10 protein-coding genes and 1 tRNA gene are annotated in these 13,480 nt (G+C 65.6%); 3 read left to right on the forward strand and 8 right to left on the reverse strand.

Annotated elements, in window-relative coordinates; translation table 11 throughout:
• The first annotated feature begins 1 nt into the window (after window position 1).
• Window positions 2-1,567, forward strand: a complete 1,566-nt coding sequence (locus NRB20_RS16420) for a serine/threonine-protein kinase (protein WP_319944997.1) — start codon at window positions 2-4, stop codon at window positions 1,565-1,567.
• Window positions 1,568-1,656: 89 nt separating this feature from the next.
• Entirely contained in the window at window positions 1,657-4,245 is a 2,589-nt protein-coding gene (locus NRB20_RS16425; protein WP_153410997.1) for an AIPR family protein, read from the forward strand.
• Window positions 4,246-4,605: 360 nt separating this feature from the next.
• Here NRB20_RS16425 and NRB20_RS16430 read toward each other — a convergent pair.
• The 8 genes from NRB20_RS16430 to NRB20_RS16465 all read right to left on the reverse strand — a co-directional run bounded on the left by NRB20_RS16430 (window position 4,606) and on the right by NRB20_RS16465 (window position 12,180).
• Window positions 4,606-4,681 (reverse strand) — tRNA-His (locus NRB20_RS16430).
• 65 nt (window positions 4,682-4,746) lie between these two features.
• A complete protein-coding gene (gene orn / locus NRB20_RS16435) occupies window positions 4,747-5,364 on the reverse strand; it encodes an oligoribonuclease (RefSeq protein WP_319944998.1) in 618 nt (205 codons plus the stop codon).
• A gap of 171 nt (window positions 5,365-5,535) precedes the next feature.
• Window positions 5,536-6,879 (reverse strand): diaminopimelate decarboxylase, encoded by a 1,344-nt coding sequence (gene lysA / locus NRB20_RS16440; protein ID WP_319944999.1) that lies wholly within the window; start codon window positions 6,877-6,879, stop codon window positions 5,536-5,538.
• A 320-nt stretch (window positions 6,880-7,199) separates the two neighbouring features.
• Window positions 7,200-7,994: a mycolate reductase gene (cmrA, locus tag NRB20_RS16445; protein WP_319945000.1), complete on the reverse strand. Its 795-nt coding sequence runs from the start codon at window positions 7,992-7,994 to the stop codon at window positions 7,200-7,202.
• Window positions 7,995-8,105: 111 nt separating this feature from the next.
• Complete coding sequence (locus NRB20_RS16450; protein ID WP_153410999.1) at window positions 8,106-8,696, reverse strand: VOC family protein; 591 nt, start codon at window positions 8,694-8,696, stop codon at window positions 8,106-8,108.
• Window positions 8,696-10,756, reverse strand: a complete 2,061-nt coding sequence (locus NRB20_RS16455; RefSeq protein WP_153411000.1) for an NADPH-dependent 2,4-dienoyl-CoA reductase — start codon at window positions 10,754-10,756, stop codon at window positions 8,696-8,698. Before NRB20_RS16455 ends, NRB20_RS16450 begins: the two co-directional genes overlap by 1 nt.
• Window positions 10,757-10,761: 5 nt before the next feature.
• On the reverse strand, window positions 10,762-11,370 hold the full coding sequence (locus tag NRB20_RS16460; RefSeq protein WP_153411001.1) for a PadR family transcriptional regulator: 609 nt from the start codon (window positions 11,368-11,370) through the stop codon (window positions 10,762-10,764).
• Window positions 11,371-11,544: 174 nt separating this feature from the next.
• Window positions 11,545-12,180, reverse strand: coding sequence for a TetR family transcriptional regulator (locus NRB20_RS16465; RefSeq protein ID WP_153411002.1), 636 nt, complete (start codon window positions 12,178-12,180; stop codon window positions 11,545-11,547).
• A 184-nt stretch (window positions 12,181-12,364) separates the two neighbouring features.
• On the opposite strand from NRB20_RS16465, the gene NRB20_RS16470 reads away from it, so the two are divergent.
• On the forward strand, window positions 12,365-13,474 hold the full coding sequence (locus NRB20_RS16470) for a ferredoxin reductase (protein ID WP_153411145.1): 1,110 nt from the start codon (window positions 12,365-12,367) through the stop codon (window positions 13,472-13,474).
• Window positions 13,475-13,480: the final 6 nt, after the last annotated feature.

Below are 13,480 nucleotides of genomic sequence, written 5' to 3' on the forward strand. Positions count from 1 at the left end.
GGTGCGGCCACCGGATATCGGCGAACGCTACGACCTGATCGAGGAGATCGGATCGGGTGGGATGGGTGCGGTCTGGCGGGGCTACGACACGGTGCTCGACCGGCCGATCGCCGTCAAAATGATCCGGCTGCCAGAACAGCCGACCGGTAGCGAGGCTGCCGAAATCGCCGAACGGTTCCGGCGGGAAGCACGGATTACCGCACAGATCCTGCACCACGGGGTGCCCCAGGTCTACGACGCACTGCTGAAGGCCGATCTCACGCAGGTCTACCTCGTGATGGAGCTGGTCGAGGGGGCCACCACGCTGCGGGAATACATAGATCCGCACGCTCCGTTACCCGTCGCCTGGGTGGCATCGGTCGCCGCCCAAATTGCCACCGCACTGTCGTACGCCCATGCCGTGCCGGTCGTGCACCGCGATCTCAAGCCGGACAACATCCTGGTGACACCGGACGGCACGGTGAAGATCATCGACTTCGGAATCGCGGCTTTGCTGACCCCGGGCACACCCCGGCTGACCAAACTCGGTGGGTGGGTCGGCACCTGCCAATACATGGCACCAGAACAGGGCGCCGGCGCTCGGCCCACCCCACGCGCCGATCTGTACGCACTCGGCTGCATCGTGTATGAAATGCTCAGCGGCTACGCGCTATTCGATGGGATCGACGCGAAGGTCCTGCACGACCATGCGTTCACCCCGCCGACCCCGCCGCGAAATATCCGTGCCGATGTTCCGGACGAACTCGACGAGCTGGTCATGGAGCTTCTGGCAAAGGAGCCCGAACAACGTCCGGTTGACGCCGCCACCGTGTACGAACGGTTGTTTCCGCTGTTGCCTCCGCCCGGCAGCCCGATGCCGCCGAGCGACGGATATCTACCGGAACGCCCCGACCCCACACGGATTTTCCGACAGCCGAACGCCCCACTGCGACCAGACCGCGTGACGCCCGCCGTTCGATTCCCCGGCGCGACACCCGCAACGGTGCCGATCGACGCCGCAGTGCTCAACGAGCGAATCGAGCAGCTCCAGAAGGAGTACCTCGAACTCATCGACCAAGGCCGCTGCGTGCAGGCGGCGGACCGTCTGAGCAGCGTCATCGAAGCCGCAGTGCAGGTGCATGGCGTCGATAGCCGACCGGTGCTCGACCTCCGATTCGATGTCGCTCTCGCGAATCTGGCCGGCGGCGAATTCCGCAAAGCCCAACCGGAATTCGATGCGCTGGCCCCGGCGTTCGCCAAACTGTCCGGATTCTCCGACGAATCGGCACTGCAATGTCGGCGGCACGCAGCCGAATGCCGATTCGAACTCGGCGCGGGGACCGAGGCATTGTCCGGGATGCAGGCCGTACTCACCGACGTGCGGGCTGTTCACAGTGACGGCAGCATGCTGGTTCTCGAAATCCGCCAGGCGCTCGGCACCCTCTTGGCCGCCATGGGCCGGAGCGCCGAGGCTCGCACAACCTTGAACGACCTGTACAGCGACCTGGTAATGCTTCGCAGCACCGACGATGACCTGACTGCAGAAGTGGCGGATGCGCTGGAGCGCCTCCCGGTAGAGGAAGCTTAGATTGGCAGTGACGAACGCCCAAGGCGCGCTCGTCACGCGGGATATCATTCGGGTAACGGCCAGACCAGGACGACCGCACGAGGGGGATCGTGACCACCGCACCGCCGCAGGTAGATCATGTACGGAAAGCCATCCATCGTGAGTCCGATGGCCTCGTCGACATGTCGGACGTTGAGACCAAAGACCCGCAGGTCGCCGAGCAGTGTTTCGTCTCCCGCGGTCTCGCGGCGCTGGCGGCTCGGATCCTCGTCGGGTGCGACGCCGCCACCGCAGCCTCCTATGTCATCGACGGCCGCGGAGACCACGGCATCGACGCCATCGCATTCGCCGATGGAACCCCGGACCTATACCTGATCCAGGCGAAGTGGAGCGACAGGGGAACCGCGGGCATCAAGGCCGCGCATGTTCGAGACCTCGTCGACGGTTTCCGGAAGATCGAGGACCAGAGTTTTACACGCTTCAACACCCGGTTCCACGCCATGTCGGGTCGAGTGAAATCGCTGATCCAGAACCCGAAGGTTCAGGTTACCCTGGTTCTTGCGGTAATGGGCGACGGCTATGTTCACCCGGATGTTCAAGCCGAATTCGATGAGGCGGCTGATCATTTCAACAGTCATGGTCGGTTTGTCCATAAACGGGTCATATCGGCGTCGGAATTCTGGGAGTTCGTCCGTGCCGACATGAGCCCCAGCCCTGTCCAGCTGGTATTGCCGATGTCCCGCTGGCTACCCTGGAATGGGCTCCCGGACTCCTATTTTGGCATCGTCTCGGTGGACTGCCTGGCAAAATGGTACGAGGAGTACGGAAATCGGTTGTTCGAGTCCAACGTCCGGAAGGCGCTCGGGCTGACCTCCGTCAATCAAGGCATGATCGAGACGCTGACCCAGGACCCGGAAAGCTTCTGGGCCAAGAACAACGGAATCACTATCCTGTGCTCGGACGCCGTACGGACCAGGCATTACGGAAGTCGCCTCCGTAATGACGAGCCTCTCGAACTGACGTTATCGGACGCGGCGGTCGTCAACGGCGCCCAAACTGTTCAGGCTGCCCATCGCGCCGCGCAGGAGAATTCTGAGCAGGTGGCTGAGGCCGATGTGATGGTCCGAGTCATCACGGTGCCGGCCGATATGAAGGATCTCGGCAAGACGATCACCCAGAGTACGAACACTCAGAATCATATCGAGCCACGAGACTTTATTGCCCTTGACGATACACAGGCGCGGATCAGGGACGACTTCATGCTGAGTCTTGATCTCATCTACGTCTACCACCGCGGCGAGCCCGATCCACCCCGTGACTCCGGATGCTCGGTCGTCGAAGCCGCGACCGCGCTCGCCTGTGCCCACCCCAATCCGGCGATTGCCATCCGCACGAAGATCAGCCAGGACACGCTGTGGGAGCAGGGGAAAGGCGGTACCTATCCGCTGCTGTTCGGCAATCAGCCTCCGGCGGTTGAGATTTGGCGCTGCGTGCAGCTGCATCGGCGCATCCGCGATCGGCTCGCCGCCGAAACCAAACGGTTGCGCGAGCGCGAACTGGCAGTCGCTGAATACAGCGACCTGCTCGTGGCGCACATGGGTTTCCGTCTTGTCGAATCGGATGAGCTGGAAAATCCCGAAAGTGATTGGGATCAGGTGCTGGATCGGGTCGGCGCCCAGGTCGGGGCCCTCCTGAAGTGGCTGATCGTTGAGAATGACCGGGAGCTCGGCTCCAAGTCGTTCGTTTCGAAGACGTTCACTGACGAGGAGAAATGCCGACTCCTGGCTGGCCAGGTGTTGATACATGTGCGCGATCAGGACGAGGTCCCCAAGCTGTCGTCCGAATTTATGACACTGAGGAAGGTCTCGAAGTCTCGGGCCAAGAGTGCCGTTTCGGTTATTCTTGACGCAAATTACCTCAAGTCGGGCACTCCGTTGCATTACCGTCCGCTGAATCCGCGCGAAGATGCCGCTATATCCGAATGGATACAACAGGATCCGCGCCGGGGTCGTGCGAGCTGGGTAATCGACCGCAGTAAGCCGGTGCTGTGGGAAGCCGACGGGAAAAGATACTCGCCCACCGGGCTTATCATGCACATGTGGAGCCTCGCCGGATGGAACGAGGCCCCGGTCGCGGTGCAGGGGCCAAAGTGCTGGCTGGTGCCCGATCAGGGATCGTTGGCGAGTATTGCTGAGATTCTCCGTAGGCCGCAGGAGGAACTGTCGCCGCTGGACTCGGCCGACAGGATTACAGTTGTCGTCGGCAGGGATCAGATCGAATCAGGCGATGTCGAATCGATACTGAAAGTTCTCGAGCCACTGTTCGATTTACCTGACCACGCCAGGAAGGCCATGGGCATCCTTGAGCTACTCATCGAAGGCTACAACGACACTTCAGTTGAGCTTTCCGAAATGGAACCGGTTCGCGCGTACATCCAGGGTCTCGATGCCCGGTTCCCGTATTGGCTGTACTTCTCGAACCTGGACAGCTCATCATTGGAAATGATCGCCTTGTGTTTCCTGCCGCCATTCCTCGCCGACGAGGCGAAGAAGGCAGAGTTCGGACCGCGGCTCGGAGACTTTCTCACCAACCGTTGGATTCCTGCGCTCAACTATATGGCGCAGTTCGCTGGCTTGACGCCCGGTGAGCTGAAGGAACGGTCCGACGCCGCGATCGGATACTTCGGCGACCGAAGGTGAACGGCAACCTACGGTCTCTTGGTGGCCTATGAGATCCAACCGGTTGTCGTGCTGCGGCCAGAAGTTGCCGACGTTGGCCGCGGACACGTGGAGGTGATCCAGTTGCGGAAGATCCGGACGTTCTGGTTGGCCGCGTATAAGAGATAATGAAATGGCGCACATATGTGATGTAATTCATATGTGGGTCATGACGAAATGAGGGCGTTGATCGAGGACTTGGTAGCCAAGGTAACGACTACCGCCGTCGACCGACTGGTTCCGGTATTTCGTATCTGGCTGGACGATGGCACAGGCGACAGGAAACCTTCTGGTCCCGGTATGCAAACCACCCTTGGGGGGCGGTTTGCATACCGACACGCTTGGGGTGGCTGACGGGACTCGAACCCGCGACACCCAGGATCACAACCTGGTGCTCTACCAGCTGAACTACAGCCACCATGCCGGTAACAACCGGCGCGGTAGATACTAACGCGTACCGGGGTTCGGGACCTAATCGGTGGGTTACGCTGGGCTTTTGCCGGGGGTGCCGAGTTGGGCGGCGATGGTGGCGATCTCGGCGGTGGAGGGGCCGGGGGCGGGGACGAAGGCGGTGCGGCGGTAGTACTCGAGTTCGCGGATGGATTCCTTGATGTCGGCCAGGGCGCGGTGGGCCAGGCCCTTCTCGGGCTGGCCGAAGTAGATGCGCGGGTACCAGCGGCGGCACAGTTCCTTGATCGAGCTGACGTCGATCATGCGGTAGTGCAGGTGTTCGTCCAGGGCGGGCATGTCGCGGGCCAGGAAACCGCGGTCGGTGGCGATGGAGTTGCCCGCCAGCGGGACCGTGCCGGGGGTCGGCGCGAACTCCTTGATGTAGTCCATGACCCGCTGTTCGGCCTCGGCCATGGTGACCGTGGAATTGCGCACCTCCTCGGTGAGTCCGGAACGCGCGTGCATCTCCTGGACGACCGGGGGCATCGCGGCCAGCGCCTCGTCGTCGGCGTGGATGACGATGTCCACACCCTCACCGAGGACGTTGAGATCGCTGTCGGTGACCAGCGCGGCCACCTCGATCAGCTTGTCGCTGTCCAGCCGCAGGCCGGTCATCTCACAATCCATCCACACCACAAGTTTCTCGGACACCTGGGCAACATTAGCCCCGCGACCGGCCGACGGGGCCCCGGCCGGGCCGCGGGCAACCGAATCGGCAGCATCGTCCACCGTCCGAACGAGGTAGTGCGTGCGATGCGACGGTGCGCGGTGCGGCCCACGACCGGTGCCGCGACGACCGGGCCGAGAGTCGTACGGAACCCGCTACCCGAGATCCCGGGCGAGCAGATCCGCCGGAGTCTCGCGGCGGATCCGCTCGTGGCAGCGGCCGTTGCGGACCGAGATGATCGGCGGGCGGCCGACGCCGTTGTAGGTCGAGGCCAGGCTGTGGTGGTAGGCGCCGGTGCAGGGGACCGCCAGCACCTCGCCGGGGCGCAGATCGGCGGGCAGGCGGACGTCGGCGGCGAGGATATCGCCTGCCTCGCAATACCTTCCGGCCACGGTCGCGGTCAGATGCGGGCCGGTGGGGTGGCGATTGGCGACGACGGCGTCGTAGCGGGCGCCGTAGAGGGCCACGCGCGGATTGTCGTTCATACCGCCGTCGGCGATGACGAAGGTGCGACCGCCCTCGACGTGTTTGATCGCCATCACCCGATACAGCGTCACCCCGGCGTGCGCGACGATGGCACGGCCCGGTTCGAGCGAAATCCGCAGGCGCGGAAAGTGATTCAGCGCGCAGGCCGCGTCCAGGGCGTCCTCGAGGATGTCGGCGAGTTCGGGCAGATTCATCTCCGCGTCACCGCAGCGGTAGGCGACCGCGTGACCGCCGCCGAGATCGAGCTGCGGCAGTGTGCGGCCGTATTCGGTTCGGATACGGGACATTTCGGCGATCAGGCGACGCACCGCCTCACCGTAGAAGTCCGGATCGTGGATCTGCGAGCCGAGATGGCAGTGCAGGCCGACCAGGTCGAGCATGGGCTGCCGCATGACGCGATCGATCGCGTCGAGCGCGGCGGCGCTGCCGAGCGGGAAGCCGAACTTCTGGTCCGCCACACCGGTTTTCACCGCCGGATGGCCGTGCACATCGATATCGGGGGACAGCCGCAACAGCACCTGCTGCGGCCGGGTGGCGACCGCGGCCAGCAGGGTGATCTCGGTGAGCGAGTCGATCACGATCCGGCCCACCCCCGCATGCACCGCGGCTTCCAGCTCCGCGAACGGTTTTCCACTGCCGTGCAGGACGATTCGCGCCGGATCCACGCCCGCGGCCAGGGCGACGACGAGTTCCCCGGCCGAGCAGACGTCGACCGACAGCCCCTCCTCGGCCACCCACCCGGCCACCGACTTGGTCAGCAGAGCCTTTGCCGCATAGACGATTTCGGCATCCGGGAAGTACTTGCGGTACGCCCGGCAGCGTCGCCGCACCTCGGACTCGTCCAGGACGTACACCGGGGTGCCGTACTGATCGGCGATATCGGCCAGTGCCACCCCGCCGACGGTGATCCGGCCCAGATCGTCGTAGTGCGTCTCGCACGGCCAGAGGGTGGCGTCCAAACGCGGGGACGGCATTCCCGACCGCAGCGACGGGAAGATCTCGAGCAGCGTCACGGCTTCTCCTGTGTGTTCCCCGCTTTCTCCTGTGGTGCGGGGCCACTGTCAGGATTACGCCGCCCACCCCCGGCCGAAGCGGTCGATTACGCGTCCTTGACCAGCTCCCGAGCGATCTTGACGCGCTCCTGACACCACTGTGATCCGGCCGATCCGGCAGCTGGGAGATGCGGGTACGGCCGACGCCGGGCACCTCTGCCCGACGCACCGGTATTCCCGCGAATCATGTTGCAGCGCGGTGTACTTCGGAGTTCGAATGCGCGCTGCAAAACCGTCTCGCGATGCCCACCCTGCTCGGAGATGGGCACCGAGGGGCGGTATTACCCGCCGAGTTTCTTGTAGAACGCACCCACGATCGGCGCGGTCAGCGCGCGCGGCGAGTACTGCCCCGCGACGCTCATTCCCTTGCTGATCAGCCCCGGGACGACGCGCATCTTGTTGCGCTCGAGGGCGTCGATGGAGAGCTTGGCGGTGTAGGCGGCGGTGACCCAGATGAATTCGGGGACCTTGCTGCCGACCTCGTCCTGGTCCGGGTTGTCGGTGCGGACCGGGCCGGGGGCCAGCAGCGTGACGTTGATGCCGCTGCCGGTCAGTTCGCCGCGCAGGGATTCGGAGAAGCTGTTGGTGAACGCCTTGCTGGCCGCGTAGGTGGCGTTGTTCGGGATCGGCATGTTCCCGGCGGCGGAGCCGGTGATCAGGATGCCGCCGCCGCGCCGGGACAGCATGCCGGGCAGCACCGCGAGGGTCAGATCGTGCACGGCGACGGCGTTGAGCTCCATCACCGCACGTTCGAAGTCCAGATCCAGCTCGGCGACCGGGCCGAAGGTGGCGACCCCGGCGTTGTTGCACAGGATCGCGATATCGCGGGAGGCGAGTTCGGCCGCGAGCGGCGCGCGCTGGTCGCGGTCGGACAGATCCACCGCGCGCACCTCGGCGGTGACGCCGTATCGGTCGGTCAGCCGCTGGGACAACTCGGCGAGCAGGTCGCCGCGGCGGGCGATCAGGATCACCGAATAACCGCGGCGGGCCAGTTCCTCGGCCAGCGCGGTGCCGATCCCCGAGGAGGCTCCGGTGACGACGGCACGATTTTCTGAGGTGGGTGCGGGAAGACTCACGCCGGGGAGCCTACCGGGCGGGCCGGGGTCGTCGACGGCGAGCACGCACCGGATTCCACGACATCGCATTGTGCGCGGGCACAGTGCGCCGGTGCGCGCTCGTCGCAGGGCTCAGCGCGCGGGCTCGTAGAACGCGATGCCCCAGTTCAGATGGCCGGACCACGCGCTCGCGATCCGGCCGCCCTGGACCGCGGGTTTCGGATCGCTGATCGGACCGTTCGCGGCCCGCACGGCGGCCACGGTGGCATCGAGATCGCGTGTGCCGAAAGCGATTCCGGGAAGACTGGCGGGCTTGCCCGAGGCCACCACCTCGATGACGGCCCCACCCGAACGGAAGAACGCCATCTCGGGCCCGGAGGGTCCGCGCGGCCGGAAACGTCGGCGGGGTCCCTCACCCAGCACGGCGGTGAGCGCGGCGACGGCGTCGTCCAGATCGGGCACCCAGTACACGACGTGATCGATGAAGCCGACCGCGTTGGGATGCACTGTGTCACCGGGCAATTCGTCCCGATCCCCGGACAGCAGCTCCGGAATGCCGAGCAGTTCCGGATCGGCGATGGCGTCGTCGAAACCCCAGCTGGGCCGGGTATCGATCGTGCAGCTGATGCCACCGGCCAGGAAACCGCCGTCCGAGACCGTGAAACCCAGTGCGGTCCAAGCCTTCTCGTCACCAGGCAGGCCCAGGCGGGTGAGGATGCCCATCAGATCCCCGCCGCCAGCCGGGTACCCTGATCGATCGCGCGTTCGGCGTCGAGTTCGGCGGCCACGTCGGCGCCGCCGATCAGGTGGATCCGCACGCCCGCCGAGCGCAGCGGTTCGACCAGTTCGCGCACGGATTCTTGTCCGGCACACAGGATCACGTTGTCGCAGTCGATGACGGTCGGTCGGGCGCGGTTCTCCCCGAAGCTGATGTGCAGGCCGCGATCGTCGATGCGTTCGTAGTTGACTCCGCCGATCTGCTCGACGCCCTTGGCCTTCACCGCCGCGCGGTGCACCCAGCCCGTCGTCTTGCCCAGGCTCTTGCCGAACGAACCCGATTTACGTTGCAGCAGTACGACTTCCCGGGTCGCGGGGGAGGGGCGTGCGGTCGCGAGCTGACCGCGCACCTCGGGATCCTCGGCGGTCACGCCCCACTCCTGTTTCCACTCGTCGAGTTTCAAGGACGGATGACCGTCGACGGTGAGGAATTCGCTGACGTCGTAGCCGATTCCACCCGCGCCGATGACCGCGACCTTCTTGCCGACCGGCTTCTCCTCGCGCACCAGCTCAGCGTAGGTCAGCACCTTCGGATGGTCGATACCGGTGATATCCGGAATACGCGGGCGCACACCGGTGGCCAGCACGACCTCGTCGTACCGCCCCTCGATCAGCTCGGCGGCCTCGACCCGGCGATTCAGGAACACTCGTACACCGGTGACCTCCAGTTTCCGCGTGAAATAACGGATGGTCTCGGTGAACTCCTCCTTGCCGGGGATGCGCCGGGCGATGTCGAACTGCCCGCCGATCTTGTCCTCGGCCTCGAACAGATCCACCTTGTGCCCGCGTTCGGCCAGATTCACCGCGGCCGACAGCCCGGCCGGACCCGCCCCGACCACCGCGATGCGCCGCATCCGCCGGGTGGGCAGCAGCCGCAGTTCGGTCTCGTGACCCGCGCGCGGATTCAGCAGGCAGGACACGGTCTTGTGCACGAAGGCGTGATCCAGGCACGCCTGATTACAGGCGATGCAGGTGTTGATCTCGTCCTCGCGGGTCTGCCGCGCCTTGTTCACCCAGTCCGGATCGGCCAGCAGCGGACGCGCCATCGAGATCAGCTGCGCCTCGCCCCGGGTGAGGATCTCCTCGGCGGTCTCGGGCATATTGATCCGGTTCGACGCGCACACCGGAATATCCACGTGCGCAGTGATTTTCGCGGTGAACTCGACGAACGCCGCGCGCGGCACCGAGGTCACGATGGTCGGCACCCGGGCCTCGTGCCAGCCGATGTCGGTATTGAGCACGCTGACCCCGGCGGCCTCCAATTCCGCTGCCAGCGCGAGGATCTCGTGTTCGGTCTGGCCGTGCTCGACGAATTCGGCCATGGACAACCGGAATACGATCAGGAAGTCCGGTCCGAGCGCCGCGCGGATGCGCCGCACGATCTCCACGGCGAACCGGCGGCGGTTCTCCGGCGAGCCACCCCACCGGTCGGTGCGCTTGTTGGTGCGCGGGGCCAGGAACTGATTGATCAGATACCCCTCGCCGCCCATCACCTCGACGCCGTCGTATCCGGCGAATTTCGCCAGTTCCGCACAGCGCACGTAATCGGCGATGGTGCGTTCGACGCCCTTGCCGGACAGCTTGCGCGGCCGGAACGGATTGATCGGCGCCTTGGTCGAGGAGGCCGAAACGCTGAACGGCACATAGGCATAACGCCCGGCGTGCAGGATCTGCAACGCGATCCGGCCGCCCTCGGCATGCACCGCGCGGGTGATCGCGCGATGCCGGTACGCCTCGGTCCGGTTGGTCAGTTTCGCGCCCAGCGGCAGCAGCCAGCCCTCCCGGTTCGGCGCGTACCCACCGGTGATGATCAGCCCGACGCCGCCGCGCGCGCGTTCGGCGAAGTAGGCGGCCAGGCGGTTGGTATCCCAGGCCCGGTCCTCGAGTCCGGTGTGCATCGAACCCATCACCACCCGGTTGCGCAGGGTGAGCGAGCCGATCTCGAGCGGTTCGAACAGATGCGGATACGGGTTGGCCGATGCGGCCGCCGCGGGGTTCGCGGTCATGGATCTCACCTTTCGGGGAAGGAATCCGGTTGTGAGGCAGCGGAATTCGGGCTGTTCCGCGAGGTCCGGGCGAGGCTGTTGCCGAGCGCTCCCACGACCTCGTCACACCATTCGACGAAGCCGGTCTCCACTCGGATGCCGCCGCGCAGCACCAGATACTGATGTAGCGCGGGGCCGGTGAGCCGGTCGGGCGCGGGGAAATCCCGCTTCTCGATCTGCCGGTACAGCTCGAGCCGTCCGGCGTGATTGTCGCGATGCCGGGCGATCTCGGCGCACAGCGCGGGCAGGTCGCCGTGCGCGGCGGCGCGGATCTTGATGCCGAGTTCGCTACGCTGGAAGGCGGCGTCGTCCTCGGTGGGTTCGGCGATCCAGCGGGAGAGTTCGGCGTGGCCGCTGGGGCCGACGGTGTACACCTTCTTGTCGGGGCGGCCGTCCTGCGGGACGGTTTCGCCCACGACCCAGCCGCGTTCCTCCATCCGTTTGAGGACGCGGTAGATCTGCTGATGCGTCGCGCTCCAGAAGAATCCGATGGATTTGTCGAATCGGCGGGCCAGTTCGTAGCCCGAACCGGCCCGCTCGGTCAGTGACACCAGCAGCGCATGCTCGAGGGCCATGCCGCGAGGCTAATTGATACCCGCCGTACTATGCAACGTGGTGCATAGGCTCTTGACGTTCCGATTTGCCGTTCGGTGCGGTAGCGTCGGGCTCGGTGCTCGGAGCACCATCTTGGATACGGGAAGAACGTCTCGCGATCCCGGGAGGCTCGCGGGGCGTTCTTCTGTTTCGATCTACGGCGTCGAACGCCAGGCGGCCATGCCCAGGGCGATCAGCCGGACCTGACGTACGGTGCGCTCCACGAGTTCCGGGCGTTCGCGGGGCAGCGCGGCGACGTAATCGGCGATATGGCTGGCGACCGTCGAGACGATCAGATCCGCGGCCAGCTCCAGATCCTCCGGCGACCAACTGTCCAGTGCGCGCAGGCGCGAGAGGTCCACGACCAATTCCCTGGTGAGCAACTGCATTTCGATCGCGATGGCGCTGCGCAGTGCCGCGGAACCACCGTGCCGTTCGCGGATCAGGAAGCCGTACAGCGCGTCGCGCCCGGCGATCTGAGCGAAGACGAAACGCACCGTCTCGGCCAGGCGGGCGTCCGGGGTGCGGCGCAAATCCCGTAGGGCCAAACGCAATTGGCGCACACCCTCGTCGACCAGGGTGGTGCCCAGCTCGTCCAGCGAACCGAAATGCCGATAGAAGGCGGTCGGCACGATTCCGGCCGAACGCGCGACCTCGCGCAGGCTCAGGGCGGCGAAACCGCGTTCGGCGGCCAGGGCCAGGGTGCCCTCCAGCAATGCCTGCCGGGTGCGCTCCTTGCGCTCACCCCGGGTTTCGGCCTGATCGGTCCGCTCGCTCACGTCGGTGAGCATACATCCGTTCACGATACGTCCATTCCTCAGGATGTTACTGCGGTCACATGACCTGCTGGTTGAACTTCCATGCCCCGCTCGGGCACACTTGGTCAGTGTACAGATGTGCACCGAAATATTGGTGGACTACCACCCCCCGATGAGGTGGACTACCACCCCCGATGAACAGCAGTGGGAGATCGCAATGGCAGGACTCGTCGATCTGGTTCAGACGTTGACAACGCCGCATGCCCTCGATCGCTACCTGGAACTGGTGCGGCCGACGTTGACCGTGCGCGACATGCGCGCGGAGATCATCGCGGTGCGGCGCGGCACCCCGGGTTCGGTCACTCTCACCCTGCGGCCCACCCGGCAGTGGCGCGGCCACCTCGCCGGGCAATACGTGCAGATCGGCGTGCTGATCGACGGTGTCAAGCACACCCGCTGCTACTCGCCGATCGACGTCGCGGCCGGTGCGCAGCGGCGCTTGCAGCTCACCATTAAGGCGCATCCCGAGGGCCTGGTCTCGCAGTACCTGCACCGGCACGCCGCGCCCGGCATGGTCGTGGACCTCTCACCCGCGGCCGGGGTGTTCACCCTGCCGGCGATCCGCCCGGACAAGATCGTGCTGATCAGCGGCGGCAGCGGCATCACCCCGGTGCTGTCCATGCTGCGCACCCTGGATCGGGAGGACTACCGCGGCCCGGTGACCTTCCTGCACTACGCGCAGTCCCCGGAGGCGGTCCCGCACCGCGACGAACTCGACGCGATCGCCGCGCGACGCACCAATTTCCGTGTCGCACTGTGTTATCCGGAACTGAACCTGTCCGAGGTGCTGCGCGGCGCGCCGTGGAGCTGCGCGGCCAGCCCGGTCTCCGGATTCTTCGACCGCGAACAGCTCGAACGGGTCGCGCCGTGGTTCGCCACCGCCGAGACCTACGTCTGCGGACCGGCCCCGCTGATGAACTCCGTGCGCGAGGTCTTCCGGGCCGAAGGGCTCGAAAACCGGCTGCACTCGGAGGAATTCGTACTCACCGCGGCCCCGGTCGATCCCGCGCAGATCACCGGCGCCACCACCTTCTCCGCCAGCGGCGCGGAGGCGCGCAACACCGGCGAGAGCCTGCTCGATCAGGCCGAATCCGCCGGTCTCACACCGGAATACGGCTGCCGGATGGGAATCTGCTTCTCCTGCACCGCGATCAAGCGCTCGGGCTGCACCCGCAACCTGCGCACCGGGGAGCTCGACAGCGATCCCGACCAGCCGATCCAGCTCTGCGTCAACGCCGCCGTCGGCGACGTCGACATCGAAATCTGAGAGGGG

Source organism: Nocardia macrotermitis, assembly GCF_009604405.1.
GTDB lineage: Bacteria > Actinomycetota > Actinomycetes > Mycobacteriales > Mycobacteriaceae > Nocardia > Nocardia macrotermitis.